The organism is Psychrobacter sp. DAB_AL32B (genome assembly GCF_002224105.1).
GTDB lineage: Bacteria > Pseudomonadota > Gammaproteobacteria > Pseudomonadales > Moraxellaceae > Psychrobacter.
On the sequence record NZ_NEXU01000017.1, the window covers coordinates 23,219 to 46,604 of the forward strand.

Sequence of the window (23,386 nt, forward strand, 5' to 3'; positions counted from 1 at the left end):
TAGTAGCAATACGGTGTGGCTGGTAAATGATTTATTTGGCAACATAGCGATCAAGTCGCGTTTCAAGCCTACCTTGGATAAAGGTCAAAAACAGACAAATACCCCAATAGATAACAGCTGCTTCGATATAGACCAACATAAACTCATAGTTACGCGCCGTAATAATCTGCGCTTGTTTAAACAGCTCAGTCACCAACACAAGCGATGCTAATGAGGTATCTTTTACCAAACTAATAAAGGTGTTAGATAGCGGCGGTACGGACACACGCAATGCCTGCGGCAAAATAACATGGCGAAAGGTCTGCAAATACGTCAAGCCGACGGTCGCACCGGCTTCCCACTGTCCTTTTGCAATAGACAAGATAGAAGCGCGCACCGTCTCTGATGCATAAGCACCAATATTTAGCGAAAAAGCAATAATCGCTGAGGGAAAAGGGTCAAGCTTGACCCCAACGCTCGGTAAACCATAAAAGATAATAAACAGCTGTACCAGCATCGGTGTACCGCGAATGGCAGACACATAGATGCGAGCAAGCCGGTAAATAATCTCATGAATCCAGCCAGCACGTGGCACGATACGAATCAGCGCCACCGTCAGTGCAATAGCCATACCAATCGCAAACGAGATCAATGCTAGCGGTATCGAATAATAGATACCGCCTTTGAGCATCGGCCAAAAGGACGAGATAACAATCTGCGCCCGCTCAGGACTCATAAACGGCAATAATGCCAATAAATCTGCTAACACTGACGTTATAGAAGCCAGCATTATTTTTGTTGACTTATATCAGCACCAAAAAACTCTTGGCTCAGTTTGGTGAGCGTACCATCAGCTGCCAATGCTGCCATAGCTTCGTCTAATTTTGCTAACACCGCATCATCACCTTTTATCAACACTATTCCTGAACCAGTTTGCTCACTGACAGGGGCAGTCAGTTTAATCTCAAGCGCCGCATCTGGGAATTTCTTTAGATAATCCAATATTGCAAGATTGTCATTCATCGTAAAGTCAGCGCGGTCTTGTTTAACCAGCTGGATAGCTTGCGCCATACCATCAACAGGAACGATTTCAGCTTGATAACGCTCTGCAAGCTCTCCATAATTACTGGTCAATGACTGAGCGCTACGCAGACCTTTTAACGCTTCCCACGAGCTATAACGATTATCATTCTTTGGCGCCAAAACGACTGCGCCTGACCAGCTATAAGCCGTGGCTTTGTCATATTTTGCTAAACGCTCAGGCGTGGTCAAGCTAACTTGATTCGCAACCATATCAAAACGTTTTGAATCAAGACCTGCAAGCATTGCATCCCACTGAGTTTCTTTAAAGTCTACTTTAACGCCCAGTTTGTCAGCAACGGCACGCGTCACTTCGACATCATAGCCGGTCAGCTTACCGCTCTCATCATGATAAGTGAACGGAGGATACGTACCTTCAGTACCGACATTAATAGTGCCACCATTATTGATACGCTGTAGCAAATCAGAACCACTGCTTGCAGCGGTGTCGGTTGCCTTGGTTTCAGTATCATTAGTATTAGACTGTCCACAAGCGGCAAGTAATACGGTGCTTGCGGCAAGGGCTAAAAGCGTGCGACGTTTCATAAGACGTCCTTATAAGAGTGAGTAAATGAAAGTGACTGAATCAAATAAAGCAAAATATGTTGTGCTAATTATGTTGTACCAATAAAACTTACTAAAAAATATGCAGATATCATAATAAATATCTGCTTTAAACTATTTGGCTTTGACTGCTCAATTTGAGGATACGCAGTATATTTTTCAATACTGGTTTTATTTTATTCTTAAATTTTAGAGGCATTGTATGGCATTTTATGACGAATACTTATTTTAAAGCTGCCGATTAAACACCTGCTCATTCATATACTAACGCAGTTGAGTAAGAATAAACGTACAAAAACAGTGAGCATGCGTAAGAATATTATAGCTCGCCTGAAAACTGATACCGATCCCCTGCATGCCACATCCTGACAAAGGTCAATACCTTCCCTGCCGAATAAGTCTGACGACGCAGCACTAACGTTGGTGACTGCACCTCAATCTGTAGGGCATTAGCAACCTCATCCGGCGCTGCTAATGCTCGGATGGTATAGCTACCGCGCTCAAGCGGAATCTTGGCAATCAAATAATCACTGGTATTGACGATATTAAAATCTTGCTCGATAAACTTCGGCACTTTTATCGCATCTACCCAACGTTCTTCAAACTGAATCGGTTGACCATCGGCAAAGTGAATAATCTTTACTTCGTAGAGCACAGTCGCATCCTCGTCATCTAGCTGACTTTCAACTGCTTGCTCAATATCAAACTTGCGGCGCAGAAGCTCATCCAGCATGCCAGCCGTGATACAACGCTTACTCACCACCTGTGCTTGATAATCGCGATTGGCCGACTTTAAATCTTGCGCGATGTTACGGACTTCAACGAAAGTATGATTGAATTGCTGCTGTGCAACAAAGGTTCCAGATCCTTGGCGGCGCTCTAATACACGCTCTTCACTTAATTCCTTTAAAGCACGGTTGACTGTCATACGAGAGACGCCAAACTCTTCTGCCAGTGCCATTTCTGTAGAGATAGCCTCGCCTGCTTGCCACTTACCACGATGAATATTATCTAAAATTGCATTTTTGATGCGTTGATACACAGGAGTTTTCTTTGTCATGTCCATCTTTACCTTTGTTATTTTCACTGTCAACTATTTGCTTTAACCGTCAACTTCAACAGGCCAATTTAACCGTCAGCTTCAGTTAGAGTAATGCCGCCATAATATCATGGCATCATCAGAATCATGAATCTGTTGCCAATCCTTTGCAAACAATTAAGCAATTAATTAAAAAAGTACTTGCAACAGGAAATAATCCCTGATAATTTGTATATACAACTTATGGAGCAATACTGATACGTTAGTGGCTTTATTAACACCATTAACTGCGCCTTATTAATAATGAGGCTATGTTAAATACTTTATATTAATTGCCTTTTCTGGCACGAATAAGACAATCACAAGGAAGGAATGACAATGACTATCAGTAATGGAATGACCAATGACAATGGATTTACTCGCCGTGATGAGACCCGTAATATTGCAGCGCCTACTGGTAGTACTTTACATTGTAAAAGCTGGCTGACCGAAGCCCCTTATCGTATGCTTCAAAACAATCTACATCCTGATGTTGCTGAAAATCCTAAAAGCTTGGTCGTCTACGGTGGTATCGGACGAGCAGCACGTAACTGGGAAAGTTACGATCAAATCCTAGAGTCGCTAAAAGAGTTGGAAGACGATGAAACTTTATTAGTGCAATCTGGCAAACCGGTTGGTGTCTTTCAAACTCATGAAAATGCGCCGCGCGTATTAATTGCCAACTCTAACCTGGTGCCGCGCTGGGCGACGTGGGAGCATTTCAACGAGCTTGATCGTAAAGATCTATTTATGTATGGGCAGATGACAGCAGGTAGCTGGATTTATATCGGTACCCAAGGCATCGTCCAAGGTACTTATGAGACATTTGTTGAAGCCGGTCGTCAGCATTATGACGGTAGTTGGGCTGGACGTTGGATATTGACCGCTGGGCTTGGTGGTATGGGCGGCGCGCAGCCATTGGCCGCAACCTTTGCTGGTGCGACTTCACTGAATATTGAATGCCAACAGTCCAGTATTGATTTTCGCTTGCGTACCGGTTATGTCGATAAGCAAGCTGATAATTTAGACCACGCTTACGAGCTTATCAAACAGCATACGGACGCTGGTGAAGCAGTGTCTATTGCCCTACTTGGCAATGCTGCAGATATATTACCAAAAATGGTCAAGCATGCGAATGCAGGCGGCATGAAGCCTGATTTGGTCACTGACCAAACCTCAGCGCATGATTTAATTAATGGTTATCTACCAAGTGGCTGGACCGTTGAAGAATGGAAAGTGGCCCAAGAAAACCCAGACCAACATGCAGCGCTAACCAAAGCCGCTGCTCAGTCTTGTGCCGTACACGTACAGGCGATGCTAGATCTACAAGAGATGGACATCCCAACGACTGATTATGGTAATAATATTCGTCAGGTGGCTTTTGATGAAGGGGTTAAAGACGCCTTTAATTTTCCAGGTTTTGTTCCCGCTTATATTCGTCCACTATTTTGCCAAGGTAAAGGCCCGTTTCGCTGGGTTGCGCTATCAGGTGATCCAGAAGATATCTATAAAACCGATCAAAAGATTAAAGAGCTATTCCCAGAAAACCAACATATCCATCGCTGGCTGGATATGGCAAAAGAGCGTATTCAGTTTCAAGGATTACCCGCGCGTATTTGCTGGCTAGGTTTGGGTGAACGTGATAAAGCAGGACTTGCCTTTAATGAGATGGTCAAAAACGGTGAACTAAAAGGTCCTATCGTTATCGGTCGTGACCATTTAGATACCGGTTCTGTTGCCAGCCCAAACCGCGAAACTGAAAGTATGAAAGATGGCTCAGATGCGGTATCAGATTGGGCGCTATTGAACGGTATGCTCAACGTTGCAGGCGGCGCTACTTGGGTATCATTACATCATGGCGGCGGTGTTGGTATGGGTTACTCACAGCATTCGGGTATGGTTATCGTTGCTGATGGTACTGATGCCGCAGCCAAACGCTTAGCACGCGTACTGGTCAACGATTGTGGTTCAGGCGTCATGCGCCATGCCGATGCAGGTTATGAGCTAGCGATTAAAACTGCTAAAGATTATGGTCTGAATTTACCGATGATTCAGTAGCTCGAACTACTTTTCATTTATAAAAATAAATAACCAATATAAATAGGGACATTGCTATGACCGATATTAAGCACCTAACATTGAACCCACGCCAGTTAAGCTTTGAGATGCTGCGTGGTATTTATGATCAGCCCGTCTCATTAACCCTACCTGATAGCGCATATAAGGCAATCGATGCCTCACATGAAGATGTACGTACGATTATTGCTCGCGATAAAAGCGCTTATGGTATTAATACCGGTTTTGGTTTGTTAGCAAAAACGCGAATTGACGATGATCAGCTTGAGTTGTTACAGCGCAATCTTATCGTATCGCATTCCGTTGGTACTGGTGAACCCTTACCAGATGGCGTGGTTCGATTGATTATGGTCATGAAGGTTGCCAGTCTAGCACAAGGTGTCTCTGGGGTACGCCGCGTCGTGGTCGATGGCTTATTGGCTTTAATTAACAATCAAATTACCCCGCATATTCCTGTTAAAGGCTCAGTCGGTGCGTCCGGCGATTTAGCACCTTTGTCCCATATGACCCTAGCGCTAATGGGTGAAGGAGATGCTTATGTCGAGGGTAAATGCGTGCCAGCCGCTGACGCTTTAGCACAGCATGGTCTTGAGCCCATCACACTTGCTGCCAAAGAAGGGCTAGCATTAATTAACGGTACTCAGGTCTCAACTGCCCTTGCACTACGAGGCTATTTCTTAGCGCGTGACTTATTAGAGTCAGCCACTATCGTCGGCTCACTGTCTATCGATGCGGCAAAAGGCTCGGATGCGCCATTCGATGCTCGTATCCATGAAGTCCGCGGGCATCATGGGCAAATTGAAATCGCCAAAGCCCATCGCCAACTGATTAAAGGTAGTGACATTCGCGCCTCTCATAATGGCGAACAAGACGATAGAGTTCAAGACCCCTACTGCTTACGTTGCCAGCCACAGGTTATGGGTGCTTGCCTTGATATTATTAATCAAGCAGGAAAGACGCTATTGATTGAATCAAATGCCGTCACCGATAACCCACTTATCTTTAACAATGAAGATGGGCCTGTCGCTATCTCTGGCGGTAACTTCCATGCTGAGCCAGTAGCTTTTGCTGCCGATATTTTAGCTCTAGCCATTGCTGAGATTGGTTCTATGTCTGAGCGCCGTATCGCTTTGCTGATCGATGCTACTTTGTCAGGTGGCTTACCGCCATTCTTGGTTGACAATGCTGGGTTAAATTCAGGATTTATGATTGCTCATGTCACTGCAGCGGCACTAGCATCAGAGAACAAGTCCATCGCACATCCAGGTAGTGTTGACAGCATTCCAACTTCTGCCAATCAAGAAGACCATGTGTCAATGGCAACTTATTGTGCGCGACGCTTATATGAGATGGCGCAAAATACGGCGACCATTATCGGGATTGAGCTGTTGGCAGCTGGTCAAGGTATTGATTTTCATCGTGGGCTTGAAACATCAGAGCCATTAACAGCCGCTCATAAGCTTTTACGCGCGCAAGTTACTTTTTATGATAAAGATCGCTACTTGGCTCCTGATATCGAGGCGGCAAAGCAATTAATACTAAGTCGCACTTTAACTAAACATTGGCAGGAAATACGCAGTGACTGGTACCTTTCTGAATAAGTAAATAGCTTGAAATTCATTTTAAAGGAGAGCAGCGATGACCATCACAACTGTTAATCACACTGCTGCTAATATGAGTCAATGGACTGGTCGTGCTGAGCCATTTGAAAGCGAGCGCGCTTGCTATTGGTATCAGCTAGCGCAGCCTTATGAGCAGCAGCATGTTGGGCTAGTTGGCTTTAACTGCGATCAAGGCGTTAGACGCAATCAAGGACGCGTGGGCGCAAGAGCAGCACCGCCACTGATTCGCAGTACTTTTGCTAAACTGCCGGTTATCGCTGAGCTCCAAAAACGTTTTGACGGTAAATTGGCGACCTTGCTAGGGGATGCCGGTGATATTCACTGTCAAGACAACGATGATTTTGCCGAGCAACTACTTGAGCAAGCACAGCAGCAGTATGCTGATGTTATTAGTAACGTTATTCAAAAAAGTAGTCTGGCTATTGGCCTTGGCGGCGGTCATGCGATGGCTTACGGTAGTTTTTTAGGGTTATGGCAAGCGCTTCAGCAGGCTGATAATAGTGATATTGGTGAAAAAAATACAGCCGATATACCGACTATCCCCACTATTGGCATCATTAACTTTGACGCGCATCTTGATATTCGTCAATCTGATGTTGCGACGTCTGGTACACCCTTTCGCCAAATTGCTGAGTATCTAACCGAATATCAGCAGCCTTTTCACTATTGCTGTATTGGGGTAAGTCGTTTCTCTAATACCGCAGCGCTTTTTGATCGTGCTGACGAACTAGGTGTCCACGTTATTAGTGACGAGGACTGTTACTATCAATCGTGGGCAACGCTTGCTGCTCAGATTGATCGTTTTATTAATCAGGTTGATGTACTTTATTTGACGATTGATATGGACTGCTTTCCCTCTAGCGTGGTACCTGGTGTCAGCGCACCTGCTGCCTACGGTATCGAACTGAGCTTCGTTGAGCGCGCTGTCAAAACTATTATGGCATCCGGCAAAGTAAAAATAGCGGATATTGCTGAGATTAATCCGACCTATGATAGCAATCAACGCAGCTGTAAAGTGGCTGCTCGACTTTTAGCCATAATTATAGAACAGCATTTATTAATTATATAAGCACGGATTTACCCTATCACGGATATATAAATAGCTACTAACTAGCAGGAGTATATTATGACTAACGCTACAAACAAGATGACGACTGATACTGCAACCATGATGTCGTTCGATCAAATTATCATCAACGCCAATCTTGCCACTTTTTCGACGCATTATGGTTTTAATGGGCATAGCAACAGTAAAGAAAACGGTAAATCAACATCAGCAGACAGCACCTCAATAAAAAGTAAACCTTATGGTCAGCTAGAAAACGCCGCTATTGGTATAAAGGAAGGCACGATTGCGTGGATTGGCTCGAACGAACAGATGACCTCGCATCTTGATGATTATAAAGCGGAGCAAATCAAGGATGTAAAAGGCGGCTGGATAACGCCAGGCTTAATCGATTGTCATACGCACTTAGTCTATGCTGGTAACCGCAGCAATGAGTTTGAAGCACGGCTGCACGGTGCCAGTTATCAAGACATTGCAGCGCAAGGCGGCGGTATTGTTGCGACCGTTAGTGCGACCCGCGCAGCCAGTCAGGAAGAAATCTTTGCGCAAAGTGAAAAGCGTCTGTTAGCACTGCTCAAAGAAGGTGTAACCAGTATCGAAATCAAGTCCGGCTATGGTTTGGATTTAGATACTGAGCGCAAAATGCTTACTGTCGCGCGTCAACTGGGTGACAAATACGACGTCCATGTCAGCACTAGCTATTTAGCTGCCCATGCTTTGCCACCCGAATATAAAGACCGTGCAGACGACTATATTGAGCAAGTCTGCGAGTGGCTGCCAATTTTACATTCAGAAGGCTTGGTAGATGCAGTCGATGGGTTTTGTGAAAATATTGCTTTTAGTGCAGAGCAAATTAGACGCGTCTTTGCAGTTGCCAGCTCATTAAATTTGCCCGTCAAGCTCCATTCTGAGCAGCTGTCTGATATAGGCGGCAGTGCTTTAGTTGCTGAATATCAAGGGCTATCAAGCGATCACTTAGAGCATTTATCAGAAACAGATATTAAAAAAATGGCAGTCAGCAATACTGTTGCGGTACTATTGCCCGGCGCATTTTATACGTTGCGTGATACCAAGTTACCTCCAATAGATGCGTTACGTAAGCATCAAGTTGCTATTGCTATTTCGACCGACTGTAATCCAGGCACTTCACCACTAACTTCGCTATTACTGGCGATGAATATGGGCTGTACGCTGTTTTATTTAACGCCAGAAGAAGTACTAGCCGGTGCGACTGTTAACGCAGCAAAAGCATTAGGATTATCACATAAAGGTAAAATAGAAATCGGTTGTGATGCTGATTTAGCACTGTGGGATATCACTCGCCCTGCGGATCTGTGCTATCAAATTGGACTTAATCCTATTACTGGTATTATGCGTCAAGGTCAGTGGCAGAAGACTTTATAGCCTTAACATTATTTCTAAAAATGCTAGATGATTAAAAGCAGCTAGAAAGTGTTAAATAAAAAAAGCCCCAGCCATCACAGTCATGGTTGGGGCTTTTACATTTATAGGTGCAAGTTTAATTTAGGATTTATGCTACATATTTTTTACGTACAATTTTTGTCATCTCGACCATGTTACGCAGTTGTTGGCGCACTTCTTCCCAGTTACGCGTTTTTAGACCACAGTCTGGGTTAATCCATAAACGCTCAATTGGAATATATTTTTGCGCTTCATCAATCACAATCTGCATAGCGTCGCTATCAGGGGCGCGCGGGCTATGAATGTCATAGACGCCTGGGCCAATGGCATTTTGATAGCCACCTTTTTTTCAATAATGGCTTGAGCGTCACTTACTTGTTTAAATACTTGGGTAAAATCAGTATTGCTGAAGTCTTCATCGGCTTCTAATTCAGGCACCAAGTAATGATAGTTGGTATCAAACCACTTGGTCATTTGCCAAGCCGCATTGTCTTCATACTGACCGGTATGGTCGCGACCACGGGCAAAATAAAACTGACGATCAAAGGTATCTAATGTTTCGGCACCAGCAAAACGTGGTGGCTGCATACCAAAGGAAACTGCTTGGCTGAGCACTAGATCATAATGAGCAAAGTCGCCAGTAGTGATGATATCAAGACCCGCATCAATTTGATCTTGGATATTGGTGGTAAATACTTCTAGCAAAGCGGCTTGAGTTACTTCCTTATCTTTTTTACCTTTCCAGTAATGCTCTAAGGCAAATTTGGTTTGGCGCTTATCACCAATACGTGGGTAGCCTAGGATATGGCTAGGTACTCTAGATCGTGGGATTGTGGTAGTCATGTGTTACTCCATTAATCGTATTCATTATTTTGTAATTAAGCTGAATAATTTTGATGGATTAATCATAGCTGATTATTTTAATGAATAAAAATCAGTTTATTTAACTTAAGATGAATTATACTAATGTTGTAATAGTTTTAACAAGCAGCGTTTTTATCTTGCACGGACTATATTGATTAAGCAGTTTTTTATGTGGCATAAAAAACGCGCCTACTGTTTAAGTAGGCGCGTTATATGTCAGTTATTATTGTGATCTAGTGCTATCGTAAATAGCCATAATGAAAAATTTAGTTCAGGATACCATAGGCAACCAGCGCATCAGCAACACGCTTAAAGCCAACGATATTTGCGCCTGTCATATAATCGATGTAGCCTTTGTCAGTCTGATGGTATTTTTCTGAGGCTTCAGCAGCACAGTCGTGAATATTTTTCATAATGCATTTGAGACGCTCATCAACTTCCTCAAAGGTTTTGTACTGGCGTACTGAGTTTTGTGACATCTCAAGTCCAGATACCGCCACACCACCAGCGTTTGCCGCTTTGCCCGGTGCATAATGCACACGATGCAAACGAATATGATCAATCGCTTCAGCAGTCAATGGCATATTGGCACCTTCAACGACATATTTGATGCCATTTTCAACCATAAGCTTAGCATCATCTTCATCCACTTCGTTTTGCGTGGCTGATGGGATAGCGATGTCACCTTTGATGTGCCAAGGTTTTTGCTTAGCCAGCCACTCACCACCATAGACATCAACGTAATCGGCCAAAGGTTTACTTTTTGCTTTTTGCGCTTTTAACCAGTTGATTTTTTCTTGATTCAGACCTGCTTCATCATACAAGGTACCTTGTGAGTCTGACACCGTGACTACAACGCCGCCCAGCATGTGAGCTTTTTCAGCAGCATGAAGTGAGACGTTACCAGCGCCTGAAACCAGTACTCTTTTACCGTCTATGTGTTCGTTTTGAGCCGCTAGCATATTTTCTAAAAAATAAACCGCGCCATAACCAGTGGCTTCCGTACGCATCAAACTACCACCAAAACCCACACCTTTACCGGTCAATACACCACCGTATTCACGTGTAAGGTTTTTATACATGGCAAACATATAGCTGATTTCGCGTCCACCAACACCGATATCACCAGCGGGTACGTCAATATCCTTATTTATATAAGGATGCAGCTCACGCATAAACGCGTAGCAAAAACGGCGGATTTCATTGTCTGTTTTGCCCTTTGGATCAAAATCAGAACCGCCTTTAGCACCGCCCATAGGCAAACCGGTCAATGCATTTTTAAATATCTGCTCAAAGCCTAAAAACTTCAAAACAGACTGATTTACCGTTGGGTGAAATCTAATACCACCTTTATAAGGACCTAGCGCATTACTAAACTGAACGCGCCAGCCTCGATTTACTTGTACTTCACCTTGATCGTTTTCCCAATTGATACGAAAAGCCACAACGCGGTCAGGCTCAACAAGGCGCTCAAAAATTTGGAACGTATCATATTCGGGATGAGTGTCGTATAGCGGAGCAATCGTGATTGCAACTTCTTTTACCGCCTGAATGAATTCAGGTTGGTGAGCGTAACGTGCTTCAATTTTTTTGATTGCCTGACTGATACTCATATAGATTCCTTAGGGTAAAGATTGTAATCGTGCTGATTTACATCGACATTTTATCGCATAATCACAAACGATAGGATGGCAAACGTTGATGTGGGATTGAGGTCGCCCCTATACGCTGTTTGTGTTTGGTATAGAAACTGATGGGATTAGAAGCCAACTGATTGTGTCTCTAAATCTTAAACCCAGAAGCACAAACAATTTTTATCTCATATCTATATATCATTTTTTTGGTGTATAAGTCTAGTAAATATCGCCATCATCAAAAGTTATGGGCAAGTTTTTTATAACGATAATCTATACATGACCCTGTAATGAAAGCTCGACAGTCAAAAATCCATATCTACTTTTTAACTGTTTTTGCACTACCTTACGATGAAAAACTCACTTTCACCTTATTGTTATTGATTTTAATAACTTATTTTTATGAAAAAAAATCGAAACAAAATATAAAGTAATAACAAAGAAAATTAGAATAAACTTTTATTTACTATTATAAATAAGTTAATGATGGAAGGTTATAAAATAGCGATAAAAGGTTAAAAAAATCAATATTTAGCCTTTCATTCATATCCTGCCATATCATTATTAATTGTAAGGGTTTATAATATTGCCCATTAATTAGTCAAAAACTATTTAACATATTATTAACCGTTATTTTTTAAAATATTATCAACCGTTATTCTATTCATTTAATAACCCGTCATAGAGAAAACGATATGCGTACTGATTCATTTCAGCAAATCTTGGAAGACCTAAATAGCTCATCAGCCGATGTTGAAGCATCTGCTCTCATTTCTAACGATGGTCTTATGATTGCATCTGCATTACCAGCAGGTGTTGATGAAGACCGCGTTGGCGCTATGTCAGCAGCATTATTATCACTAGGTGATCGTGCAGGTCGCGAATTGGCTCGTGGTAGCATTGACCGTATCATGATTCAAGGTGAAAAGGGCTACGTGATCATGACTTCATCGGGTGATGAAGCAGTACTAACCATTATGGCAAAACCGAATGCCAAACTTGGCTTAATATTCTTAGATATTAAACGTGCCTCTGAAGCGCTTTCGAAACTTATCTAATAATTGGTTTTAAAGTGCTAACGCTACGGTTCTATGCCGCGCCTACAATACAAATGCCTTCTGTGTATAATACTTTAAATGAAAACGGACTCACTGTCTTATAAAAATTATTTAAGGTATTGCACACTGTTTAGATTGAATGAGTGATTATTGAATGAGTGATTAAAGCTTCTAAATATCTATAAATTCTAATCCTAGCGAATCACATATCCATACTTATTAAAAAATAAGCGCGTTAAAAAACAAACGTAAATTAAATAAGTTTTTTAATGACTATCCATACAACAATAAATAAAGGAGATTACGATGGGTTCTCCACTACCTGACGCAATGAAGCCTGACCTGCCAGCCGAGCAGATCACTCTGACTTATCATGACGGTGCATCGCGTACTATTTATGATACTGGTATCGAACGCCCTTATCCTGATGGCAAGCTGATTGTTTCGCGTACCGATTTAGACGGTATTTTGACTCACGTTAATGATGCTTTTGTTGAGATTAGTGGCTACGCTGCTGATGAGCTGATCGGTCAGCCACAATCTATTTTGCGCCATCCTGATATGCCAAAAGCTGCCTATAAAGATTTATGGTCAACCGCAGAGGCTGGACAAAAATGGCATGGCTACGTTAAAAACTTATGTAAAGATGGCAGCCATTATTGGGTTTACGCGACTGTCGTGCCCAACGTTCGTCGCGGCGAAACCGTTGGCTATACTTCTGTACGCCGTAAGCCATCGCGCAGCAAAATTGATGCGGCTATCGCTCAGTATGCCCAAATGAAACAAAACGAGGAAGGTTAAATCATGACGACACATAATATGTTAATCGCCCCTGATTTTTCGCCTGAGCGTTTTGCAGGCTGGCATATGTTTAATATCTTGATTCAAAAACGTGCCAATCTAAACATGCATTTAAATATGCCGGCCTCACATGCTGAGCAAGAAGCGCTTATCGACGCAGGCGACATGCAAGTTATTTATGCCAACCCTTTTGATGCAGCAACGCTCATCCGTGAGCAAGGCTACCGTGCCGTTGCGCGCCCTATCGGTAAATCTGATGAGATGGTGATTGCAGCTTCAGCAAATAGCGACATCAATACTCTAGAGGACTTGGCTAATGGCGCGACCATTGCTATGGCCAATAACCGTGATGTTAAGCTGATTGGTTTACGCCTACTAGAAGCGGTTGATTTAGAAGAAGCGGACTTGAATTGGTCAGTGACCGAAACCTATCAAGCAGCAGCACGCCAAGTCATCAAAGGCGATGCTCAAGCGGCGTTCTTTTTAGCTGAAATTTTCCACAGCTTTTCACGCTTAACCAAAGCTCAGTTAACTGTATTAATCGAAAGTGATTTGGCGGATATTAGCCATGTATTGCTGATTAAAGAGGGTTTTCCTGATACAGACATTTTGATGAATGCCATTCTGAATTTGCATAACGATGATGATGGCAAAGAAGCATTGGCTGAACTTGGTATGCCTCAAGGTTTTGAAGCTATGGACGAAGAAGATGCTGAGTTTATGATCGACTTGATGGAAACTTTAATTGACTAGCAGGTTCACTGGCATCTGACTTAGGTCATAGCCTATTGCGCTACCATATTGGCTATGACTGACAGGACACTATTATGTCTGATTTAGACCTTATCAAAGAAAGTGAAATGGCCGCGCGTGGCGTATATCGTCTCTACTCGCGTAAGATATTTTTGGCACCAAACAATCGCCATTTTCACGAACAACGTATCAACGCAGCACTGTTATTAAACGAAAAAGAGCCGCTACAAGGTGCCATCGCGGATTTCTTTTATGGTTGCTGGTATGATATCCCTTACGATGTCACCAACATGTTTACGCGCTTGCAAGGTCGTCTACTGCCTCATGTCGAACAAGGCTTTCGCGACTGTATCGATAAAAAAAGCTATATTCAGAAAAACAGTATGCTGGCGACCCGCTGGAGCGTACTGGTATCGCCTTCACTGAACGAACAAACACAGCGCTTACGCATCAGTAGTGATGATGCCAAAGAAATCGCTAAAGATATCACCGCCGAGCTTATGCTAGCACGCGACAATCAAGACTGGGATACGATAGAACAAATCGAAAGTGAGTTCTTCGCCCATTGTATTGCTCGCAACGACCGTCTGGCATTTTCCTTGGTTTGGTTTCGCTTGGGCAAAAGTGACTGGCAATTCGATGATCGCTGGAATAACTGTCAACAAAAACTTGATCAAACCACTAAAGCTTAGATTTGCTCTTTTGTTAAAACGACTCATAAAACTTTATTTGAATGGTAGCTGTTATGTCCTCTTATTTAAACGCTGATAAAACGTATCTGACCCTGACTCCAGCCGGTATTTTTGAGGCATTTTCACAGAGTGAGCCGACTGCTGAACAGCTATCATTACAAGATTTATTGTCCTATAGCGAAACTTTGCTAGCCGCTGACTGGCTCGAACGCTATTCTGATGAGTGGTTAGATAGCTTTTTAGAACACGGCTGGATCGAGAAGCTGTCGCTATTCTTGCCCGCTCCCAACTTGCCATTAGACCAGTTTTTACCTTATGTAGTATCAAGCTTGTCCGGTAAACGCCGTGCAGCGATCGGCTCTGATGAAGGGTTTTGTCTAGCGCGGATAGGCTATAGCCAAGAAGAAGCAGACATGCTTAGTGTGGCTGCTGCTGACTTTTCGGGCTTTATGCTACGCCAAAAACAACGCGGCTGGGCCGTAGAAAGCCAAGCTATCTCATTCTTTCAGCAAGTTGATTTGTTGATTCCTGAGACCAGCTTTGTGTTCTTATGGATTGATGGTTCAGGCTACGTGCTCATCATTGATGGCGAACCTTTGACCAATAATCGCGCCTTTGTTGAGCTGGTCTGGGCATTAAAAACTTCTGGGCTTAGATTTCTGAGTTAAATAAAACCGAAGAATCCAAATTATAGTCGATTCTATTTAAAAACTATAAAGTGCTACTGCTATGAATTTTTCGCAGCCTCTGTCACGCCTGCGAACAGCAAGCAAGAAAAATTTATAGCAGTAGCACGTTAAGATAAATGACACTTTTTTATTTAGACCTGACTATATTAAATGCGCCTTATTATAAATAATAGGCGCATTTTTTATGAGATTAAAAAATGTATTAATGAAATTGAAGCTTTATTAGTAACGTATAAGCAAAAAAAAGACCCCATTTTACGGAGCCTTTTAATATTTTTTATATAGTCGATTCAACTTAAAAAGAATACAGTGCTACTGGGATAAATCTTGCGAAGCCTCTGGAGTGCGAAGCGCACAGCAAGCGAGGAAAATTTATCCCAGTATAATGCTATTTTTAACGTGCCTCTTTTATATTGAATTGGCTATCACTGAAGCCTACATGTTTCGAACCAAAAGCGGCTGTACACGTGAATACATGATGAGTGATATGCCATTAGAGATCAGCTCAACTGCCAATAGTACACCAAGGATATAGGTCGCTGACAGCGGATAGCCGATAAATATCATAATAGCTAAAGCAATCGAGATAAGTCCTGAGATTAATAAGGGTATGAAAGCCACTGTCTTGCGTAGCCCAAAAGCAACAACGACTCTAACAATACCTGTTGCCATAAACAAAATAGCAATCACCATCGTCAAAGTTAATATGCCTTGCAACGGGTTTTGTAGTAGCTCAACACCTATCAATATACCTAGTACACCACCGATGGCAGCAAGTACTTTACCAGTCGTACTATGCGCACGAAATAGTGCGATGAACTGTAAAATACCGACGAGAAGGAAGGTAAACCCTGCTAACTGTTCAGCAGCGAAAGTGGCGCTAAGAGGATTAAAAAACGCAAATATACCGCCAAGAATACTGATAATACCAACCACCAGCCACAATGTACGACTCATAAAACGACCTTAATTTACATTTAATAAAAAGCAGATTATATCGTAGCGTATTTTCTATCTTGTATGACACTAGTAGTATATTCAAGTAGTCCTGTTAATATAATAGCTTAGGCGTTGTATTGTATTGATAAGCCTGCTAACTATTTATTTAGCTTCAGGCTCGCTCTGCTATGATGTCTAATTATTCACTTGTTTATTTGAGTTTGAGATTACCTATCATTTTTATTCTTCTTATCACTTACTTATATCGATTATCTATAAACCCCATTACTCTACTCTTTATTAATACTATTCCACTGCTGCTGAGTAATTTTATACAAGACATGCTCAGCAAGCGGATGATCTGGATTAAGCGCAGGATGGTAAAAATTGTCCTGCGTATCAGTCATGCCGATACACTCCATAATAAGTTGTGAGCGCTGATTAATCACAGCAGTAAATGCAACTACCTCATCAAGTGCCAGCTCAGCAAAGGCAAAATCCAAAGACGCACGAGCGGCTTCAGTAGCATAGCCTCGCCCCCAAAATTCTTTGCGCAGTCGCCAAGCAATCTCGACACAAGGTGCAAAAGACATATCGGCATGTGTCTGATTCAAGCCGACAAAACCGATAAAGGCATCACTCTTTTCTGAACAGTCTTTTAAACTTAGGGCCCAAAACCCCCAACCGTTATCTTTAATCAGCTGCTGGCATTTAGTCGCAATGATATCACTCACGGTAGCTGATAATAAATTGGGGAAATACTTCATCACTTCTGGATCGGCGTTCATCTCAGCAAATATTGCAAAATCGCTTGGCTGCCACTGTCTAAGATAAAGACGCTCTGTTTCTATATAGCATGTCATTTAATACTCGATAGCGCTCATTAAAGTACTCATCACTATTATTTATCAAGCCAGCCCTGTTGTTGAGCATAAACAAGTTGCTCAGGCGTATCGATATCATAATTGAGCTGATGATTGATAACTACCTGTATTTGTTTGGGTGACAATCCTCGAATGAGATGACGCAGCCCCTTATCACCAACTAATTCTGACTGCCACTGTTTAAGTAGCTCATAATTAATCACCAAAGGCACGCCGATGATATTTTTTTTAGGCGATTCAGTGCGTGTCGTTTTATCTATTGGCATTTTATCTAGTGGCACCTTATCAAAGTGCTGCCAGTCATTATCGCCACTATAGCTGCTTGCCACCACAGCCTGCTTACCTGCTAGTAATGCGGTTAAATGCTGCTGATCTAAGAGTACTTGGTCAATCCCCATGATTAATACTCGATTTAAAAGACGATTATCAAGGTCAGTTAATGCATCGATACCTAAATGCAAGCTCTGTGCCATACCTGTTTCAGGCGTAGGATTAATGACCGTATGAATCACTGTATTCTGAGCAGCCAATGGTTCAATCGCATTAGCAATGCACAGATTTTCTCTAGGAATGACAACGATGATAGTTTGTGGCTGAGTGCTCAATGCCAATTTAAGCATATGACTGATTAAAGGTTCGCTATTTTTGCAAAGTAGTTGCTTAGCTTTACCAAGGCGACTACTGAGTCCACTTGCTAGAATAATAATGGCGTGGCGTGGCTGCTTTACATCGTTTCGCTGTTGCATGTTAGCTTCAATTACCGACGATTTATTCATACGCAGCTCAGCGTTGCAGCATTACTTATGGCTACTGTATCTGAAAGTTCATCAGCTGAAAAGTCTGCTGGCGATGTTTTATGATGCATGACTGCATTTATTTCTGCCATGATCCCAAGTGCCAATGCTTCAGGTCCGTCTCCACCTAACTTATAACCAATCGGATAGTGTAGTTTGCTAATACCATCCTTTAAGGCAGTAGGATTTTTTTTGACGGCATTAATCTCATTAATTAGGCGTTCAGTACGATAACGCGGACCTAATTGACCAAGGTATTTATAATGGGTCGAATGCTCCAATAATACTGAAAGACGAGCACGATCTTGAGTAAGACTATGTGACATCAAAGCTACCGCTGCATTATCACTCAGTTTAAGCAATTGTTCGTGATCATCTAATGACAGTGGCATTACGATATCAGCTTGAGGAAAGCGTAGACGAGATGCATATTGTGCGCGGCTATCGATGATAGTGACATGCCAGTCTTGCAGCTTTGCCATGGTCACAAGTGGCATCACATCGTTACCGGCACCGCAAATAAGCAAACGTACTTGTGGTTGTAAGCGCTGTAGCAGCCACTCTGCCGTTAAACCACCATTTTTCAAGATAACGTATTCAGTATTTTTATCAGAAACCTCATGCTTTGATAGCGCTTCAACTGTATCTCTAAGCACATCAGTAACCGTACTTGAAGCCTCCATCAAAGCTTGATTAGAAATACTATCATCCTTAATAATAGTGAGTTTTCCGCTATTAATATAAGTCTCTATATCAACTCGTATACCAGCTGGTAACGGTCTAATATCATTGCTATTCGAACGAATTAAAGTAGCTATCATTGCTGGCTGCTGAGTACGACGAACGCGGCGGATAATATCTAGGAATGGTAGCGCAGCTTTTAAACGCTCAAATAATACGTGTATCTTTCCATTACAGCCTAAACCAAAATTTAGCTCATTGTCTAAATAACTATTACCACTAAGTTCATGCTCTTCAATTTCATGGTCTTCATCCGCCTGTTCGTCACCCGTTTGGTAAACCTGCACATTTGCACCATTGCGAGTCAACCAAAAGGCGCGTTTTATAATATGCGGCTCAAGGCAACCGCCACTAATCATGCCAACTGAGCGTCCATCTGCACAAATAAGCATCATCGCGCCCGCACGGCGATATGCCGAGCCTTCGGTACGCACCACTGTCGCCAGCACCGCGTCAACGTTTTGCTCCTGCGCGGCACTTGCTAGCTTAAGAATATCAGCGACCTGATTCATAATTCCTCTTATATACTATCGACTATTTGTATCCATAATCATCAGTTTATAAAACCTACTCTGGCAGCTCATATAACAGCTTATCAAGCGTGATAGGAAAATCATAAACACGAACCCCAACTGCATTATAGATAGCATTGGCGATAGCCGCAGCCGCGCCTGATATTGCAGTCTCGCCTATTCCTTTGATATGCATTGGGTTGGTATAAGGGTCGTCTTCTTCAACTAATATCACTTTTAATTGGGGTACATCAGCATTGACTGGAATATGATATTCAGCAAGGTCATGATTACATAAGCGACCGTCACGCTTATCATGGATAACCTCTTCCATCAAAGCTGAACCAATGCCAAACACCATACCGCCGTAGCACTGTGAGGTGGCCGTTTTATGATTAAGAATACGCCCAGCGGCGAATGCGCCGGTCATTCGTTTGACTCGAATCTCACCGGTGACTCTATGCACTGCTACTTCTGCGAAGTTAGCACCAAAAGATGCTTGGCGATGGCTTTTACCATTTTTACCGGGTTTGATTTGTCCTTTAGCGCTAATTTTTTGCTCATCATAATCAGCGACGACGTCGGCTAAGGCATAAGAGTGAAAATTGGTAAAATCGAACTTTTTATCTGTTGCTGTTGGTAAGGGTAAACCAGTTTTTTCAGCGACTTTATCTTTTAAGTCTTCAGCTTTATTTTTAACGCTCTCAATAGCAGCTTCTGTCACGCTAGGATTGTGCTCGCCTGCTTGCTTGATTTGCCCATTATCAAGCTGAATGGTATCGGGATAAAGACCGACTTTGTCTGCCAGCATTTCACGCAGTTGCTCACAAGCTAAATAAACACCACTACCAGCACTTGCTGCGCCCACACTACCACCCGAACCTGAAGCAGGCGGCAGTTCACTATCGCCCAACTTCATCTCGATATGATCTATCGGTAAGCCCAACAAATCAGCCGCTACCTGAGAAAACACCGTATAAGAGCCAGTACCAATATCTGTCATATCAGTTTCGATAATAGCTTTGATGCCAAGCTCTTTTGATCTATCTACTTGCAGGGTTGCCCGTGCTTCCGAAGGTTTCAACTGGTTACCACGAGCAGATGCTGCCATTCCTGTGCCAATCCACCAATCTCCTTCTAACTGGCTAGCAGGCTTAGCATTACGTTTATCCCAACCAAACTGCTCTGCCCCTTGTTCCATACAAGCAATGAGCTGGCGCGTCGAAAACGGAATATCTTGGCTCGGGTCTTGCTCAGGCTCATTGCGGCGGCGCAGCTCAATGGGATCGATATCCAATTGCGAGGCTAATTCATCCATTGCACATTCAACCGCAATCATGCCCACTGCTTCACCAGGAGCGCGCATAGAGCCTGAGAGTACTTGGTTCATGTCTACTTTTTTATAATTGACGCGGCGGTTTTCGCCACGGTATAAATACTTAGTAGACAAAGCCGTTGGTTCAAAAAACGCCTCACCCGGTAAATTACTGGTAATGGTATCGTGAATCATGGTATTGATAATGCCGTCTTTATCACAGCCAATCGCGATACGCTGACGGGTATTTGAGCGTCTTACTGTTGCTTCCATGACTTGCGGACGGGTCATACTAATTAGCACAGGGCGACCCAACTCTTTTGCAGAAATAGCGGCCGCAATTGATTCAGGGGCAATACCGAGCTTACTGCCAAAGCCGCCACCGACATAATAAGAAATAAGTTGTACTTGGTCCTTATTCAAGTCTAAGGCGTCCATAACTTGCTGTTTGCAAGGAGCAATCATTTGGTTTGATGTGTACATGATGAGCTTATCATCTTCCCAATAAGCCAAAGTAGCATGTGGTTCCATAGGAGAATTACTTTGGCTTGGGGTATGATAAAAGCGATCAAGGGTAACGGCTGAATCAGCCAGTCCTTGCTCTGGGTCACCGTTTATCGCATTTTTATCTGAGCCTTTTTTCTCATCAATATCATGAGCATTAGTAAGCTCTTTGGTAAAATTTAAGGCCGCTTGCTCAGTCTCATCTTTATAACTGACCTTAAGAGCATTCGCGCCTTCTGTCGCTGCTTCAAAGGTTTCAGCAACTACCACGGCAATCGGCTGACCATGATAAAAAATCTCACTAACGCCCTGTGTTGGGGCTTTGGTTTCGCCGCCTTGCTGAGCATTACGCAAAAAGTGCTTGGGATCAGTCACCACTTTGATAATGCCAGGAATATCGTCTAAAGCGCTACTATCGATATTCTCAATCCAACCTTTGGCAATCTTGGCACTGACTAACACACCATAAACTTGATTTTCTCGATGTATTTCTGCTGAATAAGGCGCTTGTCCGCTGACCTTTAACGAACCGTCGACACGGTTAATGGGTTTGCCCACCAAATTACTTGCCGTTTTGTTGAACAAGGTTTCGACAGGCTCATTCATCATCATTTTTTTGGTAGGTTCTGATGGAAGTACTGAGTCCAATAATGACATGATTATGCTCCCTCGCCCGCTAAGGCGCGCTGAATAACTTGTTTTAATAAACGGCGTGTCAGTGGTATTTTGAAGTCGTTTTGCCCATGACCTTTGGCTTCTTTTAGTAATAAATCTGCTGCCTGCTCAATAGTATCGTTATTGCCTTTAGTATCCGTTAATAAGGCTTCAACCGCTTCATTACGCCACGGCTGAGTGCCAATACCGCCAAACGCCAAACGTACTGTTTCTAAATCACCTTTATCATTAACATTTATCACGGCAGCGCACGATATCAATGCAAAAGCATAAGAGGCGCGGTCGCGAACTTTGTCATAAGTGTGGCTGCCTTTTATAGGCGCTGGCAGGACCACATACGTAATAAGCTCGCCAGACTCTAAAACAGTTTCGATATTAGGCGTGTCTTTTGGCAGGCAATAAAAGTCTTTGATCGCAATTTTGCGTTTACTACCATCCGCTTTAATCGTTTCAATGGTCGCATCGAGTAAACGCATCGCAACAGCCATATCGGAGGGGTGCTGAGCAATACAAGCGTCGCTAGTACCCAATATGGCAAGGGTGCGGTTCTCGCCATTGATAGCTGGACAGCCAGTGCCGGGGTCGCGCTTGTTACACGGACTGTCAGTCTGATAAAAGTAATAGCAACGGGTACGCTGTAAAAAATTGCCGCCCGTGGTGGCTTTATTACGCAGTTGCCCAGTCGCGCCAGCCAGTATCGCTCGTGATAATATCGGATAATTGGCAATCACTTGCGGATGCGCTGCCAAATCGCTATTAGTTACCAGCGTACCGATACGTAGCCCACCGTCATTAGTCGTTTCTACTTGCTGTAGTTCTAAGCGAGTCACATCGACCAGCTTGATAGGGGTTTCAATCTCTAGCTTCATTAAATCTAATAAATTGGTGCCACCTGCAATAAACGAAGCCTCTTTTGGACTGGCCGAAATCGCGGCGTGTTCGGGTGCATCAGCACGGATATATTCAAAGCGTTTCATGAACGATCTCCTGCTACAGTCATACTGGCTTTATTTTGCGACGGCTTGCTGAGCTGCGCTTCACTAGGCGGCGGCGACCAAATACCGCTGACATCCGAACCTTTCGTTATCGTCGCTTTCGAAGCAGTTTTACCTTTTATCTCATTCTCCAAAACCTGCGAGATAGCATTAATAATATTTGGATAGGCAGAACAGCGACAAATATTACCGCTCATACGCTCAGAGATTTCTTGTACCAACAGACCATCAGGATTTTGCAAATCGGTCGTCACATAGCTTGGCCAGTTTTGTTTAATCTCCTCTATCAAAGCAGTCGCCGAACATATTTGCCCAGGCGTACAGTAACCGCACTGGAAAGCATCGTGGTCTTTAAAGGCTTGTTGTAATTCTGAAAGCGATTCCGGCAAGCCAATCCCTTCGATCGTCGTAATCTCATCACCGTCATGCATGACCGCAAGGGTTAGGCAAGCGTTAACTCGTCGCCCATTAATGAGCATGGTACAAGCACCGCATTGACCGTGATCGCAGCCTTTTTTGGGGCCAGTAATTTGTAGATGCTGACGACAGACATCGAGCAATGTTGTGCGCGGATCGAGATTATCGAGCTGATAATCCTGCTTATTAATTGATAACGTCAAAGTAGACATGCTGGCTTCTCGCTGGCAGA

22 protein-coding genes are annotated in these 23,386 nt (G+C 43.1%); 9 read left to right on the forward strand and 13 right to left on the reverse strand.

Annotation, left to right across the window (positions count from 1 at the left end; translation table 11 throughout):
* Positions 1-31: 31 nt before the first annotated feature.
* The 3 genes from CAN34_RS01700 to CAN34_RS01710 form a co-directional block, all read right to left on the reverse strand.
* The gene (locus tag CAN34_RS01700; RefSeq protein ID WP_079692410.1) at positions 32-769 is read right to left on the reverse strand and encodes an amino acid ABC transporter permease; all 738 of its coding nucleotides are present in this window, start codon (positions 767-769) and stop codon (positions 32-34) included.
* The gene (locus tag CAN34_RS01705; protein WP_089554161.1) at positions 769-1,605 is read right to left on the reverse strand and encodes an amino acid ABC transporter substrate-binding protein; all 837 of its coding nucleotides are present in this window, start codon (positions 1,603-1,605) and stop codon (positions 769-771) included. The genes CAN34_RS01700 and CAN34_RS01705 overlap by 1 nt, the downstream gene beginning before the upstream one ends.
* Before the next feature lie 337 nt (positions 1,606-1,942).
* Positions 1,943-2,689 carry a UTRA domain-containing protein gene (locus CAN34_RS01710; protein ID WP_089554162.1) on the reverse strand — a complete coding sequence of 249 codons (747 nt, stop codon included), beginning with the start codon at positions 2,687-2,689 and terminating at the stop codon, positions 1,943-1,945.
* A 369-nt stretch (positions 2,690-3,058) separates the two neighbouring features.
* Here CAN34_RS01710 and hutU point away from each other — a divergent pair, with 369 nt between their 5' ends.
* The 4 genes from hutU to hutI are packed head-to-tail and all read left to right on the forward strand — an operon-like array spanning position 3,059 to position 8,869.
* Complete coding sequence (hutU, locus tag CAN34_RS01715) at positions 3,059-4,759, forward strand: urocanate hydratase (RefSeq protein ID WP_217320605.1); 1,701 nt, start codon at positions 3,059-3,061, stop codon at positions 4,757-4,759.
* Between the two features lie 56 nt (positions 4,760-4,815).
* Positions 4,816-6,378 (forward strand): histidine ammonia-lyase, encoded by a 1,563-nt coding sequence (gene hutH, locus CAN34_RS01720; RefSeq protein ID WP_089554164.1) that lies wholly within the window; start codon positions 4,816-4,818, stop codon positions 6,376-6,378.
* Positions 6,379-6,415: 37 nt separating this feature from the next.
* The gene (hutG, locus tag CAN34_RS01725) at positions 6,416-7,468 is read left to right on the forward strand and encodes a formimidoylglutamase (RefSeq protein WP_089554165.1); all 1,053 of its coding nucleotides are present in this window, start codon (positions 6,416-6,418) and stop codon (positions 7,466-7,468) included.
* Positions 7,469-7,525: 57 nt separating this feature from the next.
* Positions 7,526-8,869 carry an imidazolonepropionase gene (gene hutI, locus CAN34_RS01730; protein ID WP_089554166.1) on the forward strand — a complete coding sequence of 448 codons (1,344 nt, stop codon included), beginning with the start codon at positions 7,526-7,528 and terminating at the stop codon, positions 8,867-8,869.
* Between the two features lie 127 nt (positions 8,870-8,996).
* Here the strand turns inward: hutI and CAN34_RS01735 are convergent, their stop codons facing one another.
* The 3 genes from CAN34_RS01735 to gdhA all read right to left on the reverse strand — a co-directional run bounded on the left by CAN34_RS01735 (position 8,997) and on the right by gdhA (position 11,364).
* Complete coding sequence (locus CAN34_RS01735) at positions 8,997-9,212, reverse strand: hypothetical protein (protein WP_089554167.1); 216 nt, start codon at positions 9,210-9,212, stop codon at positions 8,997-8,999.
* Positions 9,146-9,730, reverse strand: coding sequence for a hypothetical protein (locus CAN34_RS01740; protein WP_089554168.1), 585 nt, complete (start codon positions 9,728-9,730; stop codon positions 9,146-9,148). The genes CAN34_RS01735 and CAN34_RS01740 overlap by 67 nt, the downstream gene beginning before the upstream one ends.
* A 287-nt stretch (positions 9,731-10,017) precedes the next feature.
* Positions 10,018-11,364, reverse strand: a complete 1,347-nt coding sequence (gene gdhA / locus CAN34_RS01745; protein ID WP_089554169.1) for an NADP-specific glutamate dehydrogenase — start codon at positions 11,362-11,364, stop codon at positions 10,018-10,020.
* 716 nt (positions 11,365-12,080) lie between these two features.
* On the opposite strand from gdhA, the gene CAN34_RS01750 reads away from it, so the two are divergent.
* The 5 genes from CAN34_RS01750 (at position 12,081) to CAN34_RS01770 (ending at position 15,357) form a co-directional block, all read left to right on the forward strand.
* The gene (locus tag CAN34_RS01750; RefSeq protein WP_079692420.1) at positions 12,081-12,443 is read left to right on the forward strand and encodes a roadblock/LC7 domain-containing protein; all 363 of its coding nucleotides are present in this window, start codon (positions 12,081-12,083) and stop codon (positions 12,441-12,443) included.
* A gap of 306 nt (positions 12,444-12,749) precedes the next feature.
* Positions 12,750-13,244 (forward strand): PAS domain-containing protein, encoded by a 495-nt coding sequence (locus CAN34_RS01755; RefSeq protein ID WP_079692421.1) that lies wholly within the window; start codon positions 12,750-12,752, stop codon positions 13,242-13,244.
* A gap of 3 nt (positions 13,245-13,247) precedes the next feature.
* Complete coding sequence (locus CAN34_RS01760) at positions 13,248-13,997, forward strand: PhnD/SsuA/transferrin family substrate-binding protein (RefSeq protein ID WP_089554170.1); 750 nt, start codon at positions 13,248-13,250, stop codon at positions 13,995-13,997.
* Positions 13,998-14,071: 74 nt separating this feature from the next.
* Positions 14,072-14,689, forward strand: coding sequence for a hypothetical protein (locus tag CAN34_RS01765; protein WP_089554171.1), 618 nt, complete (start codon positions 14,072-14,074; stop codon positions 14,687-14,689).
* Between the two features lie 53 nt (positions 14,690-14,742).
* The gene (locus tag CAN34_RS01770; RefSeq protein WP_089554172.1) at positions 14,743-15,357 is read left to right on the forward strand and encodes a hypothetical protein; all 615 of its coding nucleotides are present in this window, start codon (positions 14,743-14,745) and stop codon (positions 15,355-15,357) included.
* A 456-nt stretch (positions 15,358-15,813) separates the two neighbouring features.
* Here CAN34_RS01770 and CAN34_RS01775 read toward each other — a convergent pair whose 3' ends face one another.
* From CAN34_RS01775 to CAN34_RS01805, 7 genes are all read right to left on the reverse strand, one after another.
* Entirely contained in the window at positions 15,814-16,335 is a 522-nt protein-coding gene (locus CAN34_RS01775) for an HdeD family acid-resistance protein (protein WP_089554173.1), read from the reverse strand.
* A 272-nt stretch (positions 16,336-16,607) separates the two neighbouring features.
* A complete protein-coding gene (locus tag CAN34_RS01780; RefSeq protein WP_089554174.1) occupies positions 16,608-17,180 on the reverse strand; it encodes a GNAT family N-acetyltransferase in 573 nt (190 codons plus the stop codon).
* 38 nt (positions 17,181-17,218) lie between these two features.
* Positions 17,219-17,977 carry an NTP transferase domain-containing protein gene (locus CAN34_RS01785; protein ID WP_089554175.1) on the reverse strand — a complete coding sequence of 253 codons (759 nt, stop codon included), beginning with the start codon at positions 17,975-17,977 and terminating at the stop codon, positions 17,219-17,221.
* Entirely contained in the window at positions 17,974-19,248 is a 1,275-nt protein-coding gene (locus tag CAN34_RS01790) for an XdhC family protein (RefSeq protein WP_089554176.1), read from the reverse strand. The genes CAN34_RS01785 and CAN34_RS01790 overlap by 4 nt, the downstream gene beginning before the upstream one ends.
* A 55-nt stretch (positions 19,249-19,303) precedes the next feature.
* Positions 19,304-21,724 (reverse strand): xanthine dehydrogenase family protein molybdopterin-binding subunit, encoded by a 2,421-nt coding sequence (locus tag CAN34_RS01795; RefSeq protein ID WP_089554177.1) that lies wholly within the window; start codon positions 21,722-21,724, stop codon positions 19,304-19,306.
* A 2-nt stretch (positions 21,725-21,726) separates the two neighbouring features.
* Complete coding sequence (locus CAN34_RS01800; RefSeq protein ID WP_089554178.1) at positions 21,727-22,719, reverse strand: xanthine dehydrogenase family protein subunit M; 993 nt, start codon at positions 22,717-22,719, stop codon at positions 21,727-21,729.
* Positions 22,716-23,366, reverse strand: a complete 651-nt coding sequence (locus tag CAN34_RS01805) for a 2Fe-2S iron-sulfur cluster-binding protein (protein WP_089554179.1) — start codon at positions 23,364-23,366, stop codon at positions 22,716-22,718. The genes CAN34_RS01800 and CAN34_RS01805 overlap by 4 nt, the downstream gene beginning before the upstream one ends.
* Between the last annotated feature and the right edge of the window lie 20 nt (positions 23,367-23,386).

Excerpts from the sequence above, each read along its gene's own strand:
- CAN34_RS01700 (WP_079692410.1), bottom strand. The coding sequence starts at position 769 with ATGCTGGCTTCTATAACGTCAGTGTTAGCAGATTTATTGGCATTATTG.
- CAN34_RS01705 (WP_089554161.1), bottom strand. The coding sequence starts at position 1,605 with ATGAAACGTCGCACGCTTTTAGCCCTTGCCGCAAGCACCGTATTACTT.
- CAN34_RS01710 (WP_089554162.1), bottom strand. The coding sequence starts at position 2,689 with ATGGACATGACAAAGAAAACTCCTGTGTATCAACGCATCAAAAATGCA.
- hutU (WP_217320605.1), top strand. The coding sequence starts at position 3,059 with ATGACCAATGACAATGGATTTACTCGCCGTGATGAGACCCGTAATATT.
- hutH (WP_089554164.1), top strand. The coding sequence starts at position 4,816 with ATGACCGATATTAAGCACCTAACATTGAACCCACGCCAGTTAAGCTTT.
- hutG (WP_089554165.1), top strand. The coding sequence starts at position 6,416 with ATGACCATCACAACTGTTAATCACACTGCTGCTAATATGAGTCAATGG.
- hutI (WP_089554166.1), top strand. The coding sequence starts at position 7,526 with ATGACTAACGCTACAAACAAGATGACGACTGATACTGCAACCATGATG.
- CAN34_RS01740 (WP_089554168.1), bottom strand. The coding sequence starts at position 9,730 with ATGACTACCACAATCCCACGATCTAGAGTACCTAGCCATATCCTAGGC.
- gdhA (WP_089554169.1), bottom strand. The coding sequence starts at position 11,364 with ATGAGTATCAGTCAGGCAATCAAAAAAATTGAAGCACGTTACGCTCAC.
- CAN34_RS01750 (WP_079692420.1), top strand. The coding sequence starts at position 12,081 with ATGCGTACTGATTCATTTCAGCAAATCTTGGAAGACCTAAATAGCTCA.
- CAN34_RS01755 (WP_079692421.1), top strand. The coding sequence starts at position 12,750 with ATGGGTTCTCCACTACCTGACGCAATGAAGCCTGACCTGCCAGCCGAG.
- CAN34_RS01760 (WP_089554170.1), top strand. The coding sequence starts at position 13,248 with ATGACGACACATAATATGTTAATCGCCCCTGATTTTTCGCCTGAGCGT.
- CAN34_RS01765 (WP_089554171.1), top strand. The coding sequence starts at position 14,072 with ATGTCTGATTTAGACCTTATCAAAGAAAGTGAAATGGCCGCGCGTGGC.
- CAN34_RS01770 (WP_089554172.1), top strand. The coding sequence starts at position 14,743 with ATGTCCTCTTATTTAAACGCTGATAAAACGTATCTGACCCTGACTCCA.
- CAN34_RS01775 (WP_089554173.1), bottom strand. The coding sequence starts at position 16,335 with ATGAGTCGTACATTGTGGCTGGTGGTTGGTATTATCAGTATTCTTGGC.
- CAN34_RS01780 (WP_089554174.1), bottom strand. The coding sequence starts at position 17,180 with ATGACATGCTATATAGAAACAGAGCGTCTTTATCTTAGACAGTGGCAG.
- CAN34_RS01785 (WP_089554175.1), bottom strand. The coding sequence starts at position 17,977 with ATGAATAAATCGTCGGTAATTGAAGCTAACATGCAACAGCGAAACGAT.
- CAN34_RS01790 (WP_089554176.1), bottom strand. The coding sequence starts at position 19,248 with ATGAATCAGGTCGCTGATATTCTTAAGCTAGCAAGTGCCGCGCAGGAG.
- CAN34_RS01795 (WP_089554177.1), bottom strand. The coding sequence starts at position 21,724 with ATGTCATTATTGGACTCAGTACTTCCATCAGAACCTACCAAAAAAATG.
- CAN34_RS01800 (WP_089554178.1), bottom strand. The coding sequence starts at position 22,719 with ATGAAACGCTTTGAATATATCCGTGCTGATGCACCCGAACACGCCGCG.
- CAN34_RS01805 (WP_089554179.1), bottom strand. The coding sequence starts at position 23,366 with ATGTCTACTTTGACGTTATCAATTAATAAGCAGGATTATCAGCTCGAT.